The organism is Rhizobium sp. BR 315, assembly GCF_050577975.1.
GTDB lineage: Bacteria > Pseudomonadota > Alphaproteobacteria > Rhizobiales > Rhizobiaceae > Rhizobium > Rhizobium miluonense.
On the sequence record NZ_JARWKZ010000077.1, the window covers coordinates 1 to 22,147 of the forward strand.

The following is a 22,147-nucleotide window of genomic DNA, read 5'->3' on the forward strand; positions in this document are numbered from 1 at the left end:
TTTCTTCTCTCATCTTCAATTGTCAAATAACAGACCAGAAAACCCAGTCGAAATCCATTCCCGCAATCCCAGGCACCTAAGCCCAGAACCATCAATCAGCATCGCAGCCAATCCAGGAAACACTAGAGCGAAAGTCGTCGTCGCCAGCAGCGCCGCCGCCCTCGTCAGTGATCGGGCTTATAGACCCTACCAAACGACATAGTCAACAGCACGATTGTAAAAATTCTGACATTTTTGTAAGTCTCTGAAATTGTTATTTGAATTTCGTTTGTAGCGAAGGATCGTCTGATTTTACCCACAAACGCACCGAAAAAATTGTCCAAATGGTCAAAATTTTAATCCGAGCCGGATGTTTGATCCCGCTTTCGACCATCTCCCCCTTTGAGCGGTCCGTCTACCGCTTTGCGATCTCCCTGATACCGCCGAGCGACGCCATCACAAGCCGCCGACAATAGACCGCAGAAAAATCGAGATTTTACATGAGATTCCTGTAAAATACTGGGAAGGGAGGAAACAATGCATATGACAAGACCAGAAAGCATCATTGAAGTCAGCGTCGATAGCGCCAACGGACGCCGCGCGCTCGGCATCATGACCATGCGCCAGGCATTGAATTTGCCTGACCTGCCGAGGCTCACCTATACGCACCCGGATCCGCTCAAAGCGGCTGAAGGCATCGTCCTCAGCCGGGAAGAGCTCAAGACGTTTCTGACTTGCCATTGAGCCGACGGCGCGGCGCGCCACATTGATCGCACGGCTAGGGCGAGGATAGTGCTCGTCCGGGCGGTCGTCAGGCTGCTTTTCTTTCGATTGCCGCAAGCGGCAGCAATACGACAGCGTTGAGCCCGCCGCCGTCGCGATCCTCCAGACAAAGCGCGCCACCATGCGCATCGAGAATCTGCCGGACGATTGCCAGCCCCAACCCGCTACCGCCGAGGTCGCGGTTGCGGGACTCTTCCAATCTGACAAAAGGTTCGAGCACTTCCTTGCGCAACTCTGCCGGAATGCCCGGCCCGCGATCGCCGATGGTGATGACGCCTTGGTCGCCACGCTGCTCGACGCTGATATCGGCACGGCCACCATAGCGCAGTGCATTGTCCATGAGATTGTCCAGCACCCGTATCAGGGCCGTCTCGGACATAGCCACAGCCAGGGGCTGCCCCAGCAGCGAGAAAGCAATAAGGCCGGAGCCGTCCAGACGCTCGGCAACATGTGAGCAGATGGCGGCATCGAGATCGACGATATTCTTGCCATCCGACACGACCGTGCTGCGGGCAAATCCCAGTGCATCCTCGACGAGACGCTGCATGGCCTCGACGTCGGCGATGGCGCGGTCGCGATGCGGCGTATCCGGCATCATTTCCATGCGCAAGCGAAAGCGCGTGAGATAGGTCCGCAGATCGTGCGAGATCGCCCCGAGGATCAGGGTGCGGTTATTGACCAGGGCGGCGATGCGCAGCTGCATCGCGTTGATGGCCTTGATCAGCATGCGGAGTTCGCAGGCGCCCCTTTCGGGGATCGGCACCGGTTGCAGGCCGTTGCCGATGGAATTGACGGTGCGGGACAGCCGCGTCAGCGGCCTGGTTTCTCGCGCCACGGCAACGATGGCGATAACCGCGACCAGCATGCCTAGGACGCCGGCAATGAGGCCGACGGGAACGCCGTGCAGACGTACGGTCGGCGCATCGTTGAGATTGAAGACGGCGACCTTGCCGCCGGCGACACCGATAGACACCTCGACGATCCGGTCCGGCGCGCCGACGGAGAACCAGCCCTGCGGTCTTGCCGACAGCGAACGTATGTTGAAATAGCGATTGCCGAAAGCGATGCTTGCGAATTCTCGCGCCAGTTTGTCGGTCAGCGTCATATCAGACGACTCTTCGCCCTGCTCCGGCGCGGGGATATCGATCAGGCGAAGCGCCAGGCCATTGGCATTCAGGGCACGCACGGCTTTCGGCTGCGCCTCCGGCGAAATGGCATCCAGAAGACGGATCGCTGACTTGACCTGCATTGCTGGCGAGATCTCGGGATTGAGCGGCGTATCCGGCTTCAATTGGGCCGCAGCGAACGCCGCAAGCTGGATGACGAACAATGCCACGGCGACGATCATGATGATGCGGGCGACGAGGCCGAGTTTCAGCATGGCTCAGACATCCTTCACGTCGGTGGTGAGGAGATAGCCGGCATTGCGCACGGTGGTGATGATGTGGGCGCCATCCGGCAGGCAGTGCCCAAGCTTGGTGCGAAGGCGCGAGACCGTCACGTCGATGGTGCGGTCGAAAGGATCGGCGCCGCGTCCGCGCGTCCAGTCAAGCAATTGATCGCGCGACAGGACGCGCCGCGGCCTTTCGAGAAAGCAGACGAGCAAATCGAACTCCGCCGTCGTCAGATGCACGATGCGCTCGCCTTCCATCTCGATTACCCGGCCGTCGAGATCGACGGTCAAGCCGGCGAAACACTTGCGCCGCGCCGGAACGGCACTCTCTTCCGAGCGCTCCGGGCCGGAGCGACGCAGGATGGCGCGAACACGCGCCAGAAGCTCGCGCGGATTGAAGGGTTTGCCGAGATAATCGTCGGCGCCCATCTCGAGGCCGAGGATACGATCGATATCCTCGGTCTTCGCCGTCAGCATGAGGATCGGCACCTGGCTGCGGGCACGGATGCGGCGACAGGCCGAGAGGCCGTCCTCGCCCGGCAGCATCAGATCGAGAATGATGAGATCGGGAAAACCCTTGACAAGAATGCGGTCCATCGCGGCAGCGCTGTCTGCAGCCTGCACGGCAAAGCCCTCGCGGCTCAGGAACTCTTCCAGGAGCGCTCTAATCTCGCGGTCGTCCTCGACCAGAAGAAGCGATGCGGAAACCATGGCCCTCCATGCGGGGCGGAAGGTGCTTTTGGCAACAGGGAAACCGCCGACGTTACAAACTGTAACAAATCTCGGCCGTTTTGAAAAATCCCAGCAAAGGAAGCAGTACAGTTTTCCTGGCAACGTCATCCCTCCGGAGCGAATGGCGGCAGCCGCTTGCCGTCTACCCGACCCCATCGCCCGCTCCGGCCCAAGGCAGGGCTCGCATCCACGAAATGCGAGCCCTGCCGCCCCATCTTCCGACAATGCGATTTGCCTCGCGGCCATCCTCGTGCGAAAGGATTGCTCTTCGGGGCACCGCGCCCAACCACTCCAGCTACGAGCACGAGGCAAGACCGTTGAGCCAACGGCATTCACCGCAGCGGTCCGGCAGGACGGCGAAAGGCAGACAGGAGCCCGACGGCAAGCGTGTGACCTTGCCGCGGGCGCTTTCCAAGCTCGGCTATTGTTCCCGCACCCAGGCGGAGACGCTGATCTCGGCGGGCCGCGTGACAGTGGACGGCCGCAAGGTCACGGATTCGTCGACCTGGGTCGATCTGGAACATGCTCAGTTTGCCGTCGACGGCGTTGCGATATCGGCCGAAGAGAAGCTCTATTTCATGCTGAACAAGCCGCGCGGGCTGGTGACTACCCGCGACGATCCCGAGGGGCGGCCGACTGTCTATGATTGCCTGAAAGATGTCGATGCACGGCACCTCGCCCCTGTCGGACGGCTGGACAAGGCGAGCGAAGGCCTGCTGCTCTTCACCAACGATACCGTATTGGCGCAGGCCCTGCTCGATCCGGTCGGTCATGTCGGCAAGGTCTATCATGTCCAGGTCGACCGCATCATGGACGAGGAGCAGCTCGCGCGCATGGAACGCGGCATCATCGACGATGGCGAGCTTTTGACAGCCAGCTCTGCTCAGCTGTTGCGCAGCGGCGATCGCAACAGCTGGATCGAAGTGGAGCTCAAGGAAGGTCGCAACCGGCAGATCCGGCGGATGCTGGAAGCCCTCGGCATCGAATGCCTGCGGCTGGTGCGTGTCACCTTCGGCACGGTGGAGCTCGGCGATTTGCCGAAGGGCGCGGTCCGCGCCTTGACGGAGGGCGAAATCCTGCGGCTCCGCCAGCGCGCGGACTTGAAGACGAACGGACAAAATGGAGCGAAGGCAAAACGCAATGCAGCCTCATGATTTCTGGCAGGAACTCCATCCGCCGCAGAGCTTTTCGGCAGCAGAAGGGTGCCGCGATTTCTATGTGGCCGAATTGCCGGATGGGCGCCAGCTGCGGTTGCCGATCCGCGTTCTCGCCGATGGTGAGCACGCGCTGGCATCGCTGATCGTCAACCAGGCCAGTTTTGCCGTGCAGGAGGCACTGGCCGAGGCGCTGGCGGCGCGGATTGCCGACCATGATATCGAGGTCGTTGCCGGATTGCCGACGCTTGGTCTGACCCTGGCAAGCGCGGTCGCGCGGGCTCTCGGCCACGCGCGCTACGTGCCGCTCGGCACCTCGCGCAAATTCTGGTATCGCGACGAGCTGTCGGTTTCGCTTTCGTCGATCACCACACCGAACCAGGAGAAGCGCCTTTATATAGATCCGCGCATGCTGCCGTTGCTGGAGGGCAAGCGCGTGGCGCTGATCGACGATGTCATCTCCAGCGGCGCCTCGATCGTTTCCGGCCTGGCGCTCGTCGCCTCATGCGGCATCGAGCCGGTGGTGATCGGTGCGGCCATGCTGCAATCGGAGCGCTGGCGGGAGCGCGTCGATGCGGACGGCAAGCAATGGAGCGAGCGGATCGTCGGCGTCTTCTCCACGCCGATCCTCGAGCGAAGCGAAAACGGCGCTTGGCGGCGGCCGGGCTGAGCGCTCTTTGCCACGCCGGCATAGGACAAGAACCGGCTCATATATTATAGTATGTGAAAATCATTCCGATTCCCGCCGCAATGCGCTAAGGGTCCGCTCAAGAAGCATCCGTCGGGCGGATGCACGAGCCTGTTGGTGGACGCGTTGCGAATTCTTTCCGAAGCCCATTTCCCGGAACTGCCCAATTACTATCGCGGCAAGGTGCGCGAAAATTACGACCTGCCGGACGGTAGCCGCATCATCATCAGCACCGACCGGCTCAGCGCTTTCGACCGCATTCTCACCTGCATTCCCTATAAGGGGCAGGTGCTGACGCAGACAGCGCGCTACTGGTTCGAACAGACGCGCGATATCTGCCCGAACCACATCATCGACTATCCGGACCCGAACGTCGTCGTCGGCAAGCGGTTGAACATCCTGCCGGTAGAAGTGGTCGTGCGCGGCTATCTCGCCGGCACCACGGGCACCTCGATCCTGACGCTCTATAAGAAGGGTGAGCGCGAGATGTACGGCATCACCTTGCCTGATGGCATGCGCGACAACCAGATCCTGCCAGAGCCGATCATCACGCCGACCAGCAAGGAATTCGATGGCGGCCATGACGAGCCGCTGACGCCGACCCAGATCGTCGAGCATGGACTTCTGACGAAGGAACAATGGCAGACGCTTGCGGATTATGCCCTGGCATTGTTCGCCCGCGGGCAGGAGATCGCCCGCGAGCGGGGGCTGATCCTCGTGGACACGAAATATGAGTTCGGCACCGACGAAAACGGCACGATCATCCTGGCTGACGAGATCCATACGCCTGACAGCAGCCGCTATTGGCTGGCCGACAGCTATCAGGAGCGTTTCGAAAAGGGCGCGCGTCCGGAGAGCTTCGACAAGGATTTCGTAAGGGCCTGGGTCACCGAGCGCTGCGATCCCTATAAGGACGAGATTCCCGAAATTCCGCTCGACCTCGTCGAGCAGACGTCGAAGGTCTACATCCGCGCCTATGAAGCGATTACCGGCGAGCCTTTCGTGGCCGACGATCGCGGCGCGACACCGCGCGACAGGGTTCGCACAAGCCTGGCTCGCTATTTCCGGTAGGTATAGGCTAACCGAATCAGTACCCCGAACGCCATGCGGAAGGTTGTATTGACCGCTATATCGGGTATTTCCCGCAGCCCTGAATAGGGCGCGGAAGGGTATGCTTTTTGCAACACTTCATATTTTTTTTACTCAGACCCTGCTATTTCACCCGATCACACATATGTTCGCGTTCGAGTTTTCGTAAAAGCCACTGTGCTATTGCAAAACTCATTGCTAGATTGACGACGACCGCTTCGGGTCATTTGTTGTACTGCGTAAGACTGGAGCGCCGAAACACATGGGGTCAGTTCGGCCCTTTAAAACACTGATCAGTAAATTGAATTGTGGGACAATGTGATGGTTTCCATTCGTACTGCCGCCCCCGCCCTGCTGCTTATTCTGGCAGGTTGCGTCACCGGCCCAGACCATAAGCCACCGGAAATGCCTCTGCCGGCCAAGTTCTCGGAGGGCGGTACGAAAATCAACGGCGATATCGCCGGTTCACAATGGTGGACCGCTTTTGGCGACTCCAGACTGAACGCGTTTGCTTCCCAAGGGCTCGCGCAGAACCTCAGCATCCAGCAATCGCTGGAACGCATCAATCAGGCTGAAGCTGCAGTCGTTACGGCAGGTGCCGGCGGCCTTCCAAGCCTGACCGTCACCGGCGACAACACCACCAGCGGCCAGAAGGGCTCGCTGCGTACCCAGACCGGAACACGAAACGTCACCGGCGGCAGCGCCTCGGTTTCGTGGCTGCTCGACCTCTGGGGTCAGTATCGCCGTGCACGGGAAGGCGCCAACGCGTCGCTCGACGCAGCCTACTCCAGCGTCGATACTCAGCGCCTGACTTTCCTGCAGGATCTGGCCAAGAGCTATGTCAACGCCCGTTACTACCAGGCGCTGGTGTCGATCGCTCAGGAAAACCTGAAGTCCCGGCGCGACACGCTTTCGCTGACCAAGTTCCAGCTCGAAGCTGGTGCTGCATCCCGCCTCGACGTCGTTCAGGCCGAAGGCCTCGTCAACTCGACGCTTTCGACCATTCCTGGCTTTGAAATCAGCTATCGTCAGGCGGTGCATCATATCGCAACGCTGCTCAATGTTCCTTCTGCCACTGTCATCGCGCAGATGCAGGGCGGCGGCAAACAGCCTGTATTCCGTGGCAGCGTCCGCAGCGGCATTCCTGCCGATCTCATCCGCAATCGTCCGGACATCCGCATAGCAGAGCGCAATCTCGCTGCTGCCACCGCCCAGATCGGCGTGGCGGAAGCAAAGCTCTTCCCGTCGATTTCGCTCAGCGGCGCGATTTCACCCTCCTATATCCATAATACCGGATCCTCCAGCGGCGGCCTGACCAGCTGGTCGTTCGGCCCGACGCTGAACCTGCCGATCTTCGACGGCGGCGCACTGCGTGCCGGTGTCAAGAACGCTGAATCGTCGAGCCGCGAACAGTACATCGTCTGGAAGCAGACGGTGACGGGTGCCGTCGAACAGGTTGAAAACGCCCTGTCGGCCGTCAGCCGCGATGCTCAGACGGTTGCTGCTCTGCATGCCCAGGTCAAATCCTATCAGGAAGCCCTGCAGCTCTCGACCGCGAGCTATAAGGACGGCGCGTCCTCACTGCTCGACGTTCTCGACGCTCAGCGTAACGTGACCTCTGCTCAGCAGAGCCTAGCACAGGCCGTTCAGCAGAGCGCTCTCGACTACATCTCGCTGAACATTGCCATCGGTGCCGGCTACGTGCCGGCCAGCAAGGCAAACGTGGCTCAAGTCCCGGCCGCGGCTCCTGCCAAGGTCATCAAGGCTTCGGTCAAGAAGGCGAGCTAACGATATTGCGCAGGCCCGCTGGCCGCGCAGCTTAAATTTTGAAAGCCGCCGCAGTCACCTGCGGCGGTTTTTCTTTTGGCGGCAAAGAGCACTGAAATTGAAAATGGCGCGTTCCTGCTTTCGCAAGAAACACGCCATCGCCATCAAAACAAAAAGGCCGGAAAAATCCGGCCTTTCGTCATCCGCCTTCGCAACAGTGCCAGTACATCCGTGGTCAAAGGAAAAGCGGAACTGCAGCCAGATTGATTGTGAAAGGTTAACGAGAGGTCAACTTCCTTCAGCAATCCCGAAGGACGAAACGGCTCGCTTTCAAGCGCGCCCGCCATCCATAGGCTGCATGACTGAAACCTATATCGGAAAGCAAGGTGGCGATTTCAAGGCCGCGACGATCTTTTCCTTCCGGCATTTCCTCTCGCCGGTCGCAAAAGAGGAAAAATGCTAAAGCGGCAGTAATCCGTCGAATAGCAAGCGGGCCTTACTAAAAATCCCATGACTTCCGCGCGTGTCGCACGCTGCCGTTCAAGCTGCATTCATGCAGATACTTTTAAAACACAGGCAAAGATTGCAGATGCAACGCGTTATCCTATCATATTCGGTGCATGCGCAGGTCTTTATATTGCCGGAATTGGAAAGTCATACCGAATGGCGCCGGGGTAGGCGCACCACATACGGAACGGGCACAGGCGGCGATGTCGCAACGATGGTGTGCAAAGGGAGAATATTCATGAGGTTCAAGGTTCTCGCCGTGAGCTTGCTGGCCGCATTCATTGCGCTGCCGGCCATCGCGGAAGCAGCGGAGGGCTTCGCCACCGCAAACGTCAACATGCGGTCAGGTCCGAGCACTGCCTATCCGGCGGTAACAATGATCCCCGTCGGCGCAACACTGCAGATCAACGGCTGCCTTAACGAAACTCCCTGGTGCGACGTCTCGTTCTATGGCGGTCGCGGATGGGTCGCCGGCCGCTATATTCAGGCGACCTACCAATCGCGCCGCATCTATGTCGGCCCGCAATATTACCGGCCGCTCGGCATCCCGACCATTGTCTTCAATTTCGACGACTACTGGGGTCGCTATTATCGCGGCCGCGACTTCTACCGCGATCGTGACCGCTGGCGCCGTGGCCCGGGCTGGGTCGACCGCCGTCCGGACAACAACTGGGATCGCAATCCGGGATGGGATCGCGGGTCTGATTGGAATAACGGACCGGACCGCAACTGGGACCGCCGCCCTGACCGCAATCGCGACTGGAACAACGAGCCGGATCGCGACTGGGGCCGTCGCCCCGACCGCAATTGGGACGGGCAGCGTGATGGCAATCGCGACTGGGGCCGCCGCCAGCCTGACAGCAACCAGGACTGGGGTAACCGCCCGGATCGCCCACGCGTCGAACCGCAGCGGCCGCCCCAGGTTCAGGTTCAGCCGCAACCACAGCCACAGCCGCCAATCAATCCACGGGCAGGTCAGCCCGGTCCTTACAGCCCCGACCACAAGGATTGCCCGGCATCGGAACCGGATTGCCGCATGACCCCCAGAGGCTCAAACCGCTGATGGCGGCAGCACGCCGCTATTCTTGAGATAGCCAAAGGCCAGCGACTCTGAAAGTCGCTGGCCTTTTTGCTGGAACACATTGCATTTGAAGAGTGTACGCCCTCCGCATGACGCTAGGGCAGCGCGAATATGGATGCCTTTGCGGGAATGGCGCATTCTTGAACGTTCCGGCCCTTATGACGCTTCCGCCGGCTCACAGGAGCCGAGCGATCAAAACGCCGGACAGGAACGTTGTGCGTCAGTGCATCTTCAGATGCGCTTCCCGCGTCGCCGAAATGAACATTTCCCGAGCTTCCTCGGCGGACTTGCGACCGTCGATCGCTGCACGGCAGACACTTCTTGCCGCTACATACAACGGACCGCGCCGGTCAGGCCAAAGATTGGCCATGCAATTCAGGGCCTCCGACGGCCCCGTCACGATCTGGAAACTACCTTGAGCAAAACCGATTTCGATTGGATTGCTCCATTTGATGTGTCGCATGAACACTCCTCCTCACGCGCTACCAAACCGTCTGGATCGTCCTCCAAGACAGCCAGATTACAGTACTATAACCTCGATCAGACTATTCGAAAATACGGAAATTTGCGCGCTCCACGCGAAGTATCGCGCATGCGATCGGAATGGTTCTGCCAGCACATGAGGCACAGAAAACCAATTCCAGTGATCGTTTTTAGGGAACCGAGCATAGGTGCGGACATCCTCCGAGGTGGCGCGCAGGTGACCTATCTTTCGCGCGCGATCCGCTTTGCCTCGGCCGGCGAGAAGCCGGCGCGGCGGGCAAGCCACTCCAACCCGAGAATCCGGTCGATCAGGTCGGCCAGCCATTGTTCGAAACGCTTCCACATCAACATAGCCTCCACCGCTACAAACCTTTCGGCTGTGACGGCCCACGATGAGCATCGCGCCAAGCCAGCTCATCCGGTTCAACGGAATTGTGGCGGCCTCTGCGCGTTGGAGAGCAATTCCTGCTTTGTCGCGAAGTCGCCAAACAGCTTTTTCAGCCTGGCTTCCTCCTCCTTGCCGATCCGGTGGCGCCGAGCGAAGTCCTCTACGCTCCAGACCTCCCGCAGCTTGCTCTCGCAGACGTCCTCAACCTTGATCAACGAACTCATGCGCTCGTCCCTTCGTCTTTGTGGTTGGGTAAATGCGCCAGACCGCGGAAAAGTTCCTTGACCGGCCGTGTCAGGCATCGCAGAAACCGCTGTCAGAGGTGGATCGGAAATGTTCTTAATCCCTCCTTAAATCGCCGCATTTAAAGTTCAGGCGGGATTTGATGTCTTCGCGAGGGGTTCGTGGGCGAATGGCAGGCGGCCGCCTGTCCCGCAATCCGGGATCCATTTTTGAGATGGCATGCCGGTACAAAAGCGACCGCATGCGCTAAAGCACATATGCCGCCGCTCTGATCAGCCTGATAGAAGACACGATAACGCTAGGCATCGAGGTACGACCGACCCGCAATGGCAGATAAGAAAAAGTCACGCCAGAGGATAGAACCATCCTTTTCCAGCGGTCGGGAACGCATCGATGACGGATTCAGTGCCGGCGAACGCATCGTCGGCCACAGGCGCGCGGCCAAGCGGTACGAAGAGCCGGAACCCGACGAAGATGAAGACGACGAATACGAGGACGAGCCGGTGGTTGAGAAACCTCGCCGTTCGCGCAGCCGCCGCAAGCCGGCCCGACGTGCGCCGCGCCGCGGCTTTTTCGGCTTCATCCGGGCGACGATCTATTGGGGTCTCGTGCTTTGCCTCTGGGCGGGTATCGGCCTTGCCGGCCTTGTTGCCTATTACGGATCGCGCATGCCGAGCGCCAGCACCTGGTCCATTCCCGAACGGCCACCGAACGTCAAGATCACCGATCTCGACGGAAGCCTGATTGCCAATCGCGGCACAACGGGCGGCGAGGCCGTGACGCTCAGCGACATGTCGCCCTATATCCCGGAAGCCATCATCGCCATCGAGGATCGCCGCTTCTATTCCCATTTCGGCTTCGATCCGATCGGCCTCGGCCGCGCCGTCGTGACCAACGTCGTGACGGGACACGCAGCCCAGGGCGGCTCGACGCTGACGCAGCAGCTCGCCAAGAACCTCTTCCTCTCGCCGGACCGCACGCTGGAACGCAAGGTGCAGGAAGTGCTCCTGGCCCTGTGGCTGGAGCATAAATACGCCAAGGATCAGATCCTGACGATGTATCTGAACCGCGTCTATTTCGGTTCGAACGCCTATGGCGTCGAGGCGGCCTCGCGGCGCTACTTCAACAAGTCGGCCAAGGAGGTCAATCTCGGCGAGGCCGCCATGCTGGCCGGCCTGGTCAAGGCGCCGTCGCGGCTGTCGCCCGCTCGCGACCCTGCCGCCGCCGAGGCGCGCGCCCAGCTGGTGCTGCAGGCCATGCGCGATCAGGGCTTCATCAGTGAATCCGACATCAAGACGGCGATGGCACAGCCGCCGACGCGGTCGAAGAGCTACTGGAGCGGCGCGGAAAACTACGTCGCCGACATGGTCATGGATCAGCTGCCGAAGCTGATCGGCGGCGCTGTCAAGGAAGACCTGATCGTCGATACCACCCTCGACATGTCACTGGAAGAAAAAGCCGAGAGGGCACTGAGCGACGTGCTTGAAAAGGACGGCAAGAAACTGAACGCCTCGCAGGCCTCGCTCGTCTCCGTCGATGCGACAGGCGCCGTCCGCGCCCTGGTCGGCGGCCGTGATTACGCCCAGAGCCAGTTCAACCGTGCGGTCACCGCCAAGCGCCAGCCCGGCTCGGCCTTCAAGCCCTTCGTCTATACCGCGGCGCTGGAAGCGGGCCTGACGCCCAATTCGATCCGCAACGACTTGCCGGTCAAGATCGGCAATTGGGCGCCGGAGAATTACGAACAGCGCTATAGCGGCCCGGTGACGCTTGCGACCGCCGTGGCGAAATCGCTGAACACGGTTGCCGTCCAGCTCGTCGCCGAGGTCGGTCCCGAGCAGGTGATCAAGGTGGCGCACAGGCTCGGCATCGAATCCGATCTGCAGGCCAACGCCTCGATCGCGCTCGGCACCTCCGAAGTCTCGCTGCTGGAACTCACCTCCGCCTATGCCACCTTCATGAACGGCGGCTTCAAGGTGGCGCCGCACGTCATCACCAAGGTGACGACCGCCTCCGGCAAGGTGCTCTACCAGGCCAATACCGACAATCCGCAGCGGGTGCTGAACCCGGATATCGTCGCCAACATGGACACGATGATGGCCGGCGTCATCGCGTCGGGAACCGGCAAGGCTGCCCGCATTCCCGGTTGGCAGGCCGCCGGCAAATCGGGCACGACGCAGTCCTTCCGCGACGCTCTGTTCGTCGGCTTCACCAGCCATCTGACGACAGGCGTCTGGTTCGGCAACGATGACGGCAAGTCGATGCGCAAGGTGACCGGCGGCGGGCTGCCGGCAAAGGCGTGGAAGGAATTCATGATCGCCGCCCACAAGGGCATCACGCCGACGCCGATCTTCGGTGGCGGCCAGATCATCGACAGCGGCTTGCCGATGGCACAGGCGGAGCCGTTGGGCGACCAGCCGACGACGATCGGCAACATCATCTCCGGCGCGGGCAATGCGGGACAGCCGACCTTGCAGCAGCGGCCGTCGCAACAGCCGATCCAGCCACAGGTCGTCAACCAGACCGCAGCGAATGAAGACCCGCAGGATCTGCCGCCGGCAAACCTCACCGACGACACCAACCCCTATAGTTCGAATCCCTACAATTCGAACCCCTATGACAGCGAGATCCCGCCCGCCGATGTCGGCGACAGCGGCCCGCCTAGGGCAGCTCGACCGCATCGCACCTCGCTGCTCGACGTGATCCTCGGCCGATAAAATCGCAATTTTCCACCTTGCCGCTTGCATGGCTGCGGCAAGGCTGCTCAAATACGCGATTGCTTTAAATCCACGGGCTCTTGGCGCAACTTCGGCCATGTGGAATTTGGGCGACAAACCATTCGTTTTGCTGGATTCCGGGTGATTTCCTGCCTTGCAGTCAGTAAAACCGCTACTTATATACGCGGCATCACCGCAGTCATGGCTGCGCAATCCTCAAGACCATCCCGTAAGGGGCTGTCAATGGAATGCCTGACAGGGGTTCCGACGGCTTGCTTCAAGGAGAGAATGATATGGCAAAAGTAATTGGTATCGACCTTGGAACCACAAATTCCTGCGTCGCCGTCATGGACGGTAAAGACGCGAAAGTGATCGAGAATGCCGAAGGCGCCCGCACGACCCCCTCTATGGTCGCCTTCTCCGACGACGGCGAACGTCTCGTCGGCCAGCCGGCCAAGCGCCAGGCTGTCACCAACCCCACGAATACCCTCTTCGCTGTCAAGCGCCTGATCGGCCGCCGCTACGAAGATCCGACCGTCGAGAAGGACAAGCACCTCGTTCCCTTCACGATCGTCAAGGGTGACAATGGCGACGCCTGGGTCGAAGCCCAGGGCAAGGGCTATTCGCCCGCACAGATTTCCGCAATGATCCTTCAGAAGATGAAGGAAACCGCCGAATCCTATCTCGGCGAAAAGGTCGAAAAGGCTGTCATCACCGTTCCTGCATACTTCAACGACGCTCAGCGCCAGGCAACCAAGGATGCCGGCAAGATCGCCGGTCTTGAAGTCCTGCGCATCATCAACGAGCCGACCGCTGCAGCACTTGCCTACGGTCTCGACAAGAAGGACGGCAAGACCATCGCCGTTTACGACCTTGGCGGCGGCACCTTCGATATCTCCATCCTGGAAATCGGCGACGGCGTCTTCGAAGTGAAGTCGACCAACGGCGACACCTTCCTCGGCGGTGAAGACTTCGACATGCGTCTCGTCGAATATCTCGTTGCCGAGTTCAAGAAGGACAACGGCATCGACCTCAAGGGCGATAAGCTTGCTCTGCAGCGGCTCAAGGAAGCTGCCGAAAAGGCCAAGATCGAACTTTCGTCCGCCCAGCAGACCGAAATCAACCTGCCCTTCATCACGGCAGACGCTACCGGCCCGAAGCACCTGACGCTGAAGCTGACCCGCGCGAAGCTGGAAAGCCTGGTCGACGATCTCGTCCAGCGCACCATCGCTCCGTGCAAGGCAGCCCTCAAGGATGCCGGCGTCACGGCTGCCGAGATTGACGAAGTCGTTCTCGTCGGCGGCATGAGCCGCATGCCGAAGGTACAAGAAGTCGTCAAGCAGCTGTTCGGCAAGGAACCGCACAAGGGCGTCAACCCGGATGAAGTCGTCGCGCTCGGCGCCGCCATCCAGGCCGGCGTTCTGCAGGGCGACGTCAAGGACGTTCTGCTGCTCGACGTAACCCCGCTGTCTCTCGGCATCGAAACGCTCGGCGGCGTCTTCACCCGTCTGATCGAACGCAACACGACGATCCCGACGAAGAAGTCGCAGACCTTCTCGACTGCCGATGACAACCAGTCGGCCGTGACCATCCGCGTATCGCAGGGCGAGCGCGAAATGGCCGCCGACAACAAGCTGCTCGGCCAGTTCGACCTCGTTGGCCTGCCGCCCGCGCCCCGCGGCGTACCGCAGATCGAAGTCACCTTCGATATCGACGCCAACGGCATCGTCCAGGTTTCGGCCAAGGACAAGGGTACCGGCAAGGAACAGCAGATTCGCATCCAGGCGTCCGGCGGTCTTTCCGACACCGACATCGAGAAGATGGTCAAGGATGCCGAAGCCCATGCTGCGGAAGACAAGAAGCGCCGTGAGGGCGTCGAAGCCAAGAACCAGGCTGAAAGCCTGATCCATTCCAGCGAGAAGTCGCTGAAGGATTACGGCGACAAGGTCACCGAAGCCGATCGCACCGCGATCTCGGACGCCATCGCAGCCCTGAAGACGGCAACCGAAGCTTCCGAGCCGAATGCCGACGACATCAAGGCCAAGACCCAGACGCTCATGGAAGTTTCCATGAAGCTCGGCCAGGCGATCTATGAGTCCCAGCAGGCGGAAGCAGCTTCGGGCGATCACTCGGCAGCTGGCAAGGACGATGTCGTCGATGCCGACTACGAGGAAATCAAGAACGAAGACGACCGTAAGCGGTCTGCATAAGCGCGAACCGAAAGGTTCTCGAGGAACTTAGATCCGGCTGCCTTCGGGCAGCCGGAAATCCATTTCCGGGGTCGAATGCTGAATGGCAAAAGCGGATTTTTACGAGACATTGGGCGTCTCCAAGACGGCGGACGAGAAAGAGCTGAAGAGCGCCTTTCGTAAGCTGGCGATGCAATTTCATCCGGACAAGAATCCGGACGACAGCAACGCCGAGCGGAAGTTCAAGGAAATCAACGAAGCCTACGAAACGCTCAAGGATCCGCAGAAGCGCGCAGCCTATGACCGCTATGGCCACGCTGCTTTCGAGCATGGTGGCATGGGCGGTGGCGGCGGTTTTGGCGCCGGCTTCGGCGGCGGCGGCTTCTCCGATATTTTCGAGGATATTTTCGGCGAGATGATGGGTGGCGGACGCTCGCGCGGGCGCTCTTCCGGCGGCCGCGAGCGCGGCGCAGATCTTCGCTACAACATGGAAATTTCGCTCGAGGAGGCCTTCACTGGCAAAACGGCGCAGATCCGCGTTCCGACCTCCCTCACCTGCGACGTCTGTTCCGGCTCGGGCGCCAAGCCCGGCACACAGCCGAAAACCTGCGGCACCTGTCAGGGCTCTGGCCGCGTCCGCGCCGCACAGGGTTTCTTCTCGGTCGAGCGCACCTGCCCGACTTGTCATGGCCGTGGCCAGATCATTCCCGATCCCTGCACCAAGTGTCATGGCCAGGGCCGGGTGACCGAAGAGCGTTCGCTCTCGGTCAACATCCCGGCCGGCATTGAAGACGGCACGCGCATCCGCCTGCAGGGCGAAGGCGAAGCGGGCCTGCGCGGCGGGCCTTCCGGCGACCTTTATATCTTCCTGTCAGTCAAGCCGCATGAGTTCTTCCAGCGCGACGGCGCCGATCTCTACTGCGCGGTACCGATCTCGATGACGACGGCAGCACTTGGCGGCACCTTCGATGTGGCAACGCTCGACGGCACGAAGTCCCGCGTCACCGTTCCCGAGGGAACGCAGGTCGGCAAGCAGTTCCGCCTGAAGGCCAAGGGCATGCCGGTGCTGCGCTCCAGCCAGGTCGGCGATCTCTATATCCAGATCCAGATCGAGACGCCGCAGAAGCTTACCAAGCGCCAGCGCGAGCTGCTGCAGGAGTTCGAGCAGATCTCTTCGAAGGACAACAATCCCGAATCGACGGGCTTCTTCGCCCGCATGAAGGATTTCTTCGATACGTTCAGCGACTGAGCCACGAATCAGATTGTTTCACATGAATCCGGCCGGTGATTCGGCCGGATTTTTTTGTTTGGTGCCGAATCCCCCGCCCTCGTGGTTCGAGACGGCCCTGCGGACCTCCTCACCATGAAGGCTGAATCTCTCATCCGGCCTGCAGTTCACTCTATCCTCATCCTGCACCCACCATTCCACCCTCATCCTGAGCCTGTCGAAGGACAAGGGTGACCCTTGACGGCGCTTCCATTCCATCGACACCGCGGAACCATCGGCAAAATCCTTGCACTTGGGCAGGGTTCGGCATACCCCTCGGCCATCAACACGAATCTCAAAGACCCATGCCGGACAAGGTTTCCATCTCGCGCCTGAAGCTCACCGACTTCCGCAACTATGCGGCGGCGGCGCTGACGCTTGACGAGCGGCATGTAGTGCTCACCGGCGACAACGGCGCAGGCAAGACCAATCTGATGGAAGCGGTTTCGCTGCTGTCGCCCGGCCGCGGCCTGCGCCGGGCCAGCTATACCGATATCACTCGCGTCCATGCACCGGGTGGCTTTTCGATCTTTGCCGAGCTGGAAGGTATGGACGGCACGGTCGAGATCGGCACCGGCATCGACACGACGGACGAATCAACCGCCCGCAAGCTGCGAATCAACGGGACGCCCGCCAAGACGGTCGACGAACTGACCGATCATCTGCGCGTTCTCTGGCTGACGCCGGCCATGGACGGCCTGTTCACCGGCGGCTCTTCGGAGCGCCGCCGCTTTCTCGACCGGCTGGTGCTGTCGCTCGATCCCGCGCATGGCCGCCGCGCCAGCGATTTCGAGCGCGCCATGCGCAGCCGCAACAGGCTCTTGTCGGACGGCCGGTTCGATCCATCCTGGCTTGCCGGCATCGAGGAGCAGATGGCAAGCCTCGGCATCGCCATGGCGATCGCACGGCAGGAGATGCTCGGCCTCCTCTCGCGACTGATTGCCGAAACGCGCGAAGCGACGCCCTTCCCCTCCGCGGCACTGGAACTATCAGGCTTTCTCGACGGTCAATTCGACCGGCCGGCGGTCGATCTGGAAGATGCTTATGCCGCGATGCTGCGAGACGGACGTTACCGGGATGCCGCAGCCGGGCGCACGCTGGATGGGCCGCATAGGGTCGATCTGCTGGTACGCCATCGTGAAAAGGACATGGAGGCGGAACATTGCTCGACGGGCGAGCAGAAGGCCCTTCTGGTCGGCCTGATCCTTGCCCATGCCCGTCTTGTCGGCAATCTGACGGGATATGCGCCGATCCTGCTGCTGGACGAAATCGCCGCTCATCTCGACGAAGGCCGGCGCGCTGCACTTTTCGATCTCGTCAATGGGCTCGGCGGGCAGGCCTTCATGACCGGCACGGACAAGGCCATGTTCTCGGCGCTTGGCGAGCGCGCGCAATTCCTTACCGTTTCGCATGGCGGGATTACAAAATCCTAGCATCTCAAAATCGCCGATCATGATAGGATCGTCGCCATGGACCCTTTGACCTCAGACGAAATCGCCCGCTACCAGCGCCACATCCTGCTGCCCGAAGTCGGCGGAACCGGCCAGCAGAAGCTGAAGGCTGCGCGCGTGCTTGTGATCGGTGCCGGCGGCCTTGGTGCCCCGGTGCTGCAATATCTCGCCGCCGCTGGCGTCGGCACGCTCGGTATTGCCGACGACGACCGCGTTTCGCTCTCCAACCTGCAGCGGCAGGTGATCCACGACACCGGCACCATCGGCGAATTGAAGACGCAGAGTGCCGCCGACGCCATCGCGCGGCTCAATCCGCATGTACGGGTGATCCGTTTCGAGGAGCGCTTCGCGCCCGATACGGCCGCCCGGCATCTTGCCGGCTTCGACCTCGTTATCGACGGCTCCGACAATTTCGATACGCGCTACACCGTTGCGGATGCGACCGAAGCCGCACGCCTGCCGCTCGTCACGGGTGCGGTCGGGCGATTCGACGGATCGGTGACGACGCTGAAGCCCTACGAGAGCGATTCCGACGACGCGGCCAATCCGCGCTATCGCGATCTCTTCCCGGCGCCACCGCCGCAGGGTCTCATTCCCAGTTGCGCCGAGGCCGGCATCATCGGCGCTTTGACCGGAGTCATCGGCACATTGATGGCGATGGAAGCGATCAAGCTCATAACAGGCATCGGCGAACCGCTGATCGGCCGCCTGCTGCTCTACGACGCGCTTGCCGCGCGATTCGAGACCGTTCGTTATCGCCGCAAGCGCGCCAAAGTGGCTGCCGAATGAACAATATCACGCTTCAACGCCTGGATGGCAGCTTTCATCGCTGGAGCGAATTGCTCGATCTTATCCTTGCCTCTTTCGCTTACATGAACGGGCGGATCGATCCGCCCTCATCCGCGCTCGCGCTGACACCGAAGTCTCTTGAGGAAAAAGCGCACAGCGAAATCGGCTATGTCGCGCTGGACGACAACAATATAGTCGGCTGTGTATTTTGCCGCACCGAGCTAGACACCCTCTATATTGGCAAACTCGCCGTCCTGCCAGGCGCGCAAGGCAAAGGGATCGGCAGGCGCCTGCTAACATCGGCGGAAAACGAGGCACGCAGGTTGAACCTTTCCAACCTGCGGCTGGAAACCCGCATAGAGCTCACCGAAAATCACCGCATGTTCGCCGGCTGGGGATTTCGGAAAACCGCCGAAAGTCGTCATGCCGGCTTCGATCGCACCACGTCGATCGAGATGCGCAAGAGCCTGGTTTAGAGCGGTTCAGTTTTTCACGGAATCTGAGAACCGCTAACTTATTGTCTTTACGCAATTCCGGACGGAAAACCGCTGCGCACTTTTCCTGGAATTGCTCTAGCTCAGCGGAACGGCAGCACGCGGTTGGGCGGACGATGGCCGTCGATGAAGGTGCGGATGTTGATGATGACCTTGTCGCCCATGTCGATGCGGCCCTCGAGCGTCGCCGAGCTCATATGCGGCAAGAGTACCACCTTGCCCTCATTGGCGAGCTTCACCAGCTTGGGATTGACGGCCGGCTCGTTCTCGAACACGTCGAGGCCCGCACCGGCGATCTTGCCTTCGCGCAGGATCTTGATCAACGCCGCCTCGTCGATGACATCGCCGCGCGCCGTGTTGACGATGTAGCTCGTCGGCTGCAGCAGTGCCAGGCGGCGGGCGGAGATCAAATGATACGTCGCAGGCGTAGACGGGCAGTTGACCGAAACGATGTCGACGCGGGCGAGCATCTGGTCGAGGCTGTCCCAATAAGTCGCCTCCAGCTCGTCCTCCGTCGCCGGATTGACCCGCTTGCGATTGTGATAATGGATCGAAAGGCCGAATGCCTTGGCGCGGCGGGCGACGGCGGTGCCTATACGCCCCATGCCGACGATACCGATGCGCTTGCCGTGAATGCGGCGGCCGAGCATCCAGGTAGGCGACCATCCGGCCCATTCGCCGGGATTATCCGTCAGAACGCGGGCACCTTCCGCCAGCCGCCGCGGCACGGCGAGAATGAGCGCCATGGTCATGTCGGCGGTATCTTCGGTCAGCACATTGGGCGTATTGGTGACGGTGATGCCGCGCCGGGCGGCGGCTTCCACATCGATGTGATCGGTGCCGTTGGAGAAGCTGGCGATGAGCTTCATCTGCGGACCGGCTTCGCCGATCAGTTCCGCATCGATGCGATCTGTCACCGTGGGCACCAGCACATCGACCGATCGGACTGCCTCAATCAGTTCGGCTTTGGTGCGCGGACGATCGTCAATGTTGAGTTCGGCATCGAAGAGTTCGCGCATCCGCGTTTCCACCGCATCCGGCAGTTTGCGCGTGACGTAGACTCTCGGTTTTTTCTTCGTCGTCATGGAGAGCGGCGATGCCTTGTTCAGATGTTATTAACCAAGAAGCGGGATAATTTTCCCGTTCCGGGTATTTCTACCAGACCCGCAGGCGAAGACAAACAAAACTCGCTGGCGCGATCCGATGATTTGCAACCGGCGGAGCACAAGGGCGATACAAGCGGCGCCCTTGTCATGATGAACGAACGGAAATCCCATGCGTGGCAAGGTATTGAAGTCCTGCGCTATTTTCTCGATCGGCCTGATGATGGCCGTAGCAACGGCGGACCTTGCCGCCGCCCAGGCCGCCAAGGGGCCGAGCGGATTGCCGCTGCCGCGCTTCGTCACGCTGAAATCCAAGCGTGTCAACCTGCGTATCGGACCGAGTTCGGATTACGCCGTGTCATGGCTGTATCTCAAGCAGGGTCTGCCGGTCGAAATCATTCAGGAATACGATAATTGGCGGCGCATTCGCGATGCCGACGGCACCGAAGGCTGGGTCAACCAGTCGCTGCTGTCGGGCCAGCGTTCGGCCATCGCTGCACCGTGGATGAAAGGCAAGGGCAAGGCCGTCTTCGTCAATATGCGCCGCGAAGCCCAACCATCCGCCAGCGTCATTGCCAAGCTTCAACCAGGCGTGATGATGAGCGTTCGCGAATGCACCGGCGACTGGTGCCACGTCACCGCCGACGGCACAGAGGGTTGGGTGGCGCAATCCGAGATCTGGGGCGCCTATCCTGGCGAAGCTTTCAAGTAACGCTCCCTTAGACGTCCCGCTATAAATGCCAAAGCGATCGCGATTTTTCAGATTCGCTTCTTGCGTGTTGAATCTTTGATTTTACACATGTCGTTATCGCAAAACCGCTGCGCACTTTTGCGCGACATGCTTTAGCGCGCAACTTTTCCGGCGCGATGATATGTCCCCGCATCGGAAAAGGAGACAGGTGTCTTGGACTATCTACTGGGCGTTCTGGGCGTTGCAATCGTCGTGTTCGCATCAACGGATGTGGACGACCTCTTCGTTCTTCTAGGCTTCTTCGCCGATCCGAAATTCCGATTAAGGCAGATCATCATCGGCCAGTATCTCGGAATTGCCACTCTCTTTGGCGCAAGCGTCGCCGCCTCGCTTCTCGTGCTCGTCATTCCCGCAACCTATATCGGCCTCCTCGGCTTTGCGCCGATCTATTTCGGTCTGAAGAGGCTATGGGAGGTCTGGAACGGCATCGACACGGGCGACAACCCCGAAGACCATGAGAAGGCTTCGGCCGGACACGGCAATATCGTGGCCGTCGCCCTCGTGACGATCGCCAATGGCGGCGACAATATCAGCGTCTATACGCCGCTCTTCGCCACACGATCCGCCTATGAAATCCTGGGCTTCGGCTGCGTCTTCGCGGTTCTGACGGCAGTCTGGCTCGTCGTGGCACATGCCCTTGTCAATCACCCGAAACTCGGCGCACCGATCAGGCGGCACGGATACAGGGTCGTGCCGCTCATCCTGATCGCGATCGGCATCCTCATCCTCTACGAGGCCGGGACGGCGCGGCTTTTCTGGAGCTAGAGCATATTTCACGGGATCCCAGCGAAAGAGCCGCCCGACGATCTGTCGAAGCGGCTCCCGTTGTCTGTAATCCAGAAGCTTCAGGGGCTAATACGGCGTCTCACTGATCAGAACCCATTTGCCCAAGGCTTTCGTCCGATTGACATGATGCGCCAAGGCTGGCTTTCGAGCTTTCGCCATGCATCGCAGCAATGATCGACGATGTCGTCGTAGGATTTGAAGATACGGTTCGACAGCCAGTTCTCGCGCATGAAGTGCCAGAGGTTTTCGACTGGGTTCAGCTCTGGCGATTTCGGCGGCAGTGGCAGGATGGTGATGTTGGTGGGTACGACCAGAT

The 22,147-nt window shown here is 60.5% G+C and carries 22 protein-coding genes; 15 read left to right on the forward strand and 7 right to left on the reverse strand.

Annotated elements, in window-relative coordinates; all coding sequences use genetic code 11:
* Positions 1-516: 516 nt before the first annotated feature.
* Entirely contained in the window at positions 517-723 is a 207-nt protein-coding gene (locus QD409_RS32930) for a hypothetical protein (protein ID WP_092856123.1), read from the forward strand.
* 67 nt (positions 724-790) lie between these two features.
* Here QD409_RS32930 and QD409_RS32935 read toward each other — a convergent pair whose 3' ends face one another.
* Complete coding sequence (locus QD409_RS32935; protein WP_092856125.1) at positions 791-2,143, reverse strand: ATP-binding protein; 1,353 nt, start codon at positions 2,141-2,143, stop codon at positions 791-793.
* A 3-nt stretch (positions 2,144-2,146) separates the two neighbouring features.
* The gene (locus tag QD409_RS32940; protein WP_092856126.1) at positions 2,147-2,866 is read right to left on the reverse strand and encodes a response regulator; all 720 of its coding nucleotides are present in this window, start codon (positions 2,864-2,866) and stop codon (positions 2,147-2,149) included.
* A 338-nt stretch (positions 2,867-3,204) separates the two neighbouring features.
* Here QD409_RS32940 and QD409_RS32945 point away from each other — a divergent pair, with 338 nt between their 5' ends.
* The 6 genes from QD409_RS32945 to QD409_RS32970 all read left to right on the forward strand — a co-directional run bounded on the left by QD409_RS32945 (position 3,205) and on the right by QD409_RS32970 (position 9,155).
* On the forward strand, positions 3,205-4,041 hold the full coding sequence (locus QD409_RS32945) for a pseudouridine synthase (RefSeq protein WP_092856128.1): 837 nt from the start codon (positions 3,205-3,207) through the stop codon (positions 4,039-4,041).
* Positions 4,028-4,711 carry a phosphoribosyltransferase gene (locus QD409_RS32950; protein ID WP_092856130.1) on the forward strand — a complete coding sequence of 228 codons (684 nt, stop codon included), beginning with the start codon at positions 4,028-4,030 and terminating at the stop codon, positions 4,709-4,711. Before QD409_RS32945 ends, QD409_RS32950 begins: the two co-directional genes overlap by 14 nt.
* Before the next feature lie 144 nt (positions 4,712-4,855).
* Positions 4,856-5,800 (forward strand): phosphoribosylaminoimidazolesuccinocarboxamide synthase, encoded by a 945-nt coding sequence (locus tag QD409_RS32955; RefSeq protein WP_092856162.1) that lies wholly within the window; start codon positions 4,856-4,858, stop codon positions 5,798-5,800.
* Positions 5,801-6,139: 339 nt separating this feature from the next.
* Positions 6,140-7,606: an efflux transporter outer membrane subunit gene (locus tag QD409_RS32960; protein ID WP_092856132.1), complete on the forward strand. Its 1,467-nt coding sequence runs from the start codon at positions 6,140-6,142 to the stop codon at positions 7,604-7,606.
* Positions 7,607-7,703: 97 nt separating this feature from the next.
* Positions 7,704-8,048: a hypothetical protein gene (locus QD409_RS32965; protein ID WP_159432224.1), complete on the forward strand. Its 345-nt coding sequence runs from the start codon at positions 7,704-7,706 to the stop codon at positions 8,046-8,048.
* Positions 8,049-8,330: 282 nt separating this feature from the next.
* Positions 8,331-9,155, forward strand: a complete 825-nt coding sequence (locus QD409_RS32970) for an SH3 domain-containing protein (RefSeq protein WP_430764789.1) — start codon at positions 8,331-8,333, stop codon at positions 9,153-9,155.
* A gap of 238 nt (positions 9,156-9,393) precedes the next feature.
* On the opposite strand, the gene QD409_RS32975 is transcribed toward QD409_RS32970, so the two are convergent.
* The 3 genes from QD409_RS32975 to QD409_RS32985 all read right to left on the reverse strand — a co-directional run bounded on the left by QD409_RS32975 (position 9,394) and on the right by QD409_RS32985 (position 10,268).
* Positions 9,394-9,636, reverse strand: coding sequence for a DUF982 domain-containing protein (locus QD409_RS32975; RefSeq protein ID WP_004127841.1), 243 nt, complete (start codon positions 9,634-9,636; stop codon positions 9,394-9,396).
* Between the two features lie 242 nt (positions 9,637-9,878).
* The gene (locus tag QD409_RS32980) at positions 9,879-10,001 is read right to left on the reverse strand and encodes a hypothetical protein (protein ID WP_280949855.1); all 123 of its coding nucleotides are present in this window, start codon (positions 9,999-10,001) and stop codon (positions 9,879-9,881) included.
* 78 nt (positions 10,002-10,079) lie between these two features.
* Positions 10,080-10,268, reverse strand: a complete 189-nt coding sequence (locus tag QD409_RS32985) for a hypothetical protein (protein WP_092856135.1) — start codon at positions 10,266-10,268, stop codon at positions 10,080-10,082.
* 345 nt (positions 10,269-10,613) lie between these two features.
* Between QD409_RS32985 and QD409_RS32990 the strand changes: the two genes are divergently transcribed.
* The 6 genes from QD409_RS32990 to QD409_RS33015 all read left to right on the forward strand — a co-directional run bounded on the left by QD409_RS32990 (position 10,614) and on the right by QD409_RS33015 (position 19,173).
* Positions 10,614-13,001, forward strand: coding sequence for a transglycosylase domain-containing protein (locus QD409_RS32990; protein ID WP_092856137.1), 2,388 nt, complete (start codon positions 10,614-10,616; stop codon positions 12,999-13,001).
* A 293-nt stretch (positions 13,002-13,294) separates the two neighbouring features.
* Positions 13,295-15,211 (forward strand): molecular chaperone DnaK, encoded by a 1,917-nt coding sequence (gene dnaK / locus QD409_RS32995; RefSeq protein WP_092856139.1) that lies wholly within the window; start codon positions 13,295-13,297, stop codon positions 15,209-15,211.
* A gap of 82 nt (positions 15,212-15,293) precedes the next feature.
* Positions 15,294-16,439, forward strand: a complete 1,146-nt coding sequence (gene dnaJ / locus QD409_RS33000) for a molecular chaperone DnaJ (RefSeq protein ID WP_092856141.1) — start codon at positions 15,294-15,296, stop codon at positions 16,437-16,439.
* A 323-nt stretch (positions 16,440-16,762) separates the two neighbouring features.
* Entirely contained in the window at positions 16,763-17,890 is a 1,128-nt protein-coding gene (recF, locus tag QD409_RS33005; protein WP_092856145.1) for a DNA replication/repair protein RecF, read from the forward strand.
* Between the two features lie 36 nt (positions 17,891-17,926).
* Positions 17,927-18,697, forward strand: coding sequence for a molybdopterin-synthase adenylyltransferase MoeB (locus tag QD409_RS33010; protein ID WP_092856147.1), 771 nt, complete (start codon positions 17,927-17,929; stop codon positions 18,695-18,697).
* The gene (locus QD409_RS33015; RefSeq protein WP_092856149.1) at positions 18,694-19,173 is read left to right on the forward strand and encodes a GNAT family N-acetyltransferase; all 480 of its coding nucleotides are present in this window, start codon (positions 18,694-18,696) and stop codon (positions 19,171-19,173) included. The genes QD409_RS33010 and QD409_RS33015 overlap by 4 nt, the downstream gene beginning before the upstream one ends.
* Positions 19,174-19,274: 101 nt before the next feature.
* On the opposite strand, the gene QD409_RS33020 is transcribed toward QD409_RS33015, so the two are convergent.
* The gene (locus tag QD409_RS33020) at positions 19,275-20,276 is read right to left on the reverse strand and encodes a 2-hydroxyacid dehydrogenase (RefSeq protein ID WP_092856151.1); all 1,002 of its coding nucleotides are present in this window, start codon (positions 20,274-20,276) and stop codon (positions 19,275-19,277) included.
* Positions 20,277-20,466: 190 nt separating this feature from the next.
* Here QD409_RS33020 and QD409_RS33025 point away from each other — a divergent pair, with 190 nt between their 5' ends.
* Both QD409_RS33025 and QD409_RS33030 read left to right on the forward strand, forming a co-directional pair.
* A complete protein-coding gene (locus tag QD409_RS33025; RefSeq protein ID WP_092856153.1) occupies positions 20,467-21,006 on the forward strand; it encodes an SH3 domain-containing protein in 540 nt (179 codons plus the stop codon).
* A gap of 192 nt (positions 21,007-21,198) precedes the next feature.
* Positions 21,199-21,810 (forward strand): cadmium resistance transporter, encoded by a 612-nt coding sequence (locus tag QD409_RS33030; protein ID WP_092856154.1) that lies wholly within the window; start codon positions 21,199-21,201, stop codon positions 21,808-21,810.
* A 107-nt stretch (positions 21,811-21,917) separates the two neighbouring features.
* Here QD409_RS33030 and QD409_RS33035 read toward each other — a convergent pair.
* Positions 21,918-22,147, reverse strand: a 230-nt coding sequence (locus QD409_RS33035) for a transposase (RefSeq protein ID WP_430764790.1), incomplete at its 5' end; no start/stop codon positions are given.

Bases quoted from the DNA above. Each gene is read 5' to 3' on its own strand.
- QD409_RS32970 (WP_430764789.1), top strand. From the start codon at position 8,331: ATGAGGTTCAAGGTTCTCGCCGTGAGCTTGCTGGCCGCATTCATTGCG.
- recF (WP_092856145.1), top strand. From the start codon at position 16,763: ATGCCGGACAAGGTTTCCATCTCGCGCCTGAAGCTCACCGACTTCCGC.
- QD409_RS32940 (WP_092856126.1), bottom strand. From the start codon at position 2,866: ATGGTTTCCGCATCGCTTCTTCTGGTCGAGGACGACCGCGAGATTAGA.
- QD409_RS32930 (WP_092856123.1), top strand. From the start codon at position 517: ATGCATATGACAAGACCAGAAAGCATCATTGAAGTCAGCGTCGATAGC.
- QD409_RS32990 (WP_092856137.1), top strand. From the start codon at position 10,614: ATGGCAGATAAGAAAAAGTCACGCCAGAGGATAGAACCATCCTTTTCC.
- QD409_RS32980 (WP_280949855.1), bottom strand. From the start codon at position 10,001: ATGTGGAAGCGTTTCGAACAATGGCTGGCCGACCTGATCGACCGGATT.
- dnaJ (WP_092856141.1), top strand. From the start codon at position 15,294: ATGGCAAAAGCGGATTTTTACGAGACATTGGGCGTCTCCAAGACGGCG.
- dnaK (WP_092856139.1), top strand. From the start codon at position 13,295: ATGGCAAAAGTAATTGGTATCGACCTTGGAACCACAAATTCCTGCGTC.
- QD409_RS33015 (WP_092856149.1), top strand. From the start codon at position 18,694: ATGAACAATATCACGCTTCAACGCCTGGATGGCAGCTTTCATCGCTGG.
- QD409_RS32960 (WP_092856132.1), top strand. From the start codon at position 6,140: ATGGTTTCCATTCGTACTGCCGCCCCCGCCCTGCTGCTTATTCTGGCA.
- QD409_RS33020 (WP_092856151.1), bottom strand. From the start codon at position 20,276: ATGACGACGAAGAAAAAACCGAGAGTCTACGTCACGCGCAAACTGCCG.
- QD409_RS32985 (WP_092856135.1), bottom strand. From the start codon at position 10,268: ATGAGTTCGTTGATCAAGGTTGAGGACGTCTGCGAGAGCAAGCTGCGG.
- QD409_RS32935 (WP_092856125.1), bottom strand. From the start codon at position 2,143: ATGCTGAAACTCGGCCTCGTCGCCCGCATCATCATGATCGTCGCCGTG.
- QD409_RS32975 (WP_004127841.1), bottom strand. From the start codon at position 9,636: ATGCGACACATCAAATGGAGCAATCCAATCGAAATCGGTTTTGCTCAA.
- QD409_RS33025 (WP_092856153.1), top strand. From the start codon at position 20,467: ATGCGTGGCAAGGTATTGAAGTCCTGCGCTATTTTCTCGATCGGCCTG.
- QD409_RS33010 (WP_092856147.1), top strand. From the start codon at position 17,927: ATGGACCCTTTGACCTCAGACGAAATCGCCCGCTACCAGCGCCACATC.
- QD409_RS32950 (WP_092856130.1), top strand. From the start codon at position 4,028: ATGCAGCCTCATGATTTCTGGCAGGAACTCCATCCGCCGCAGAGCTTT.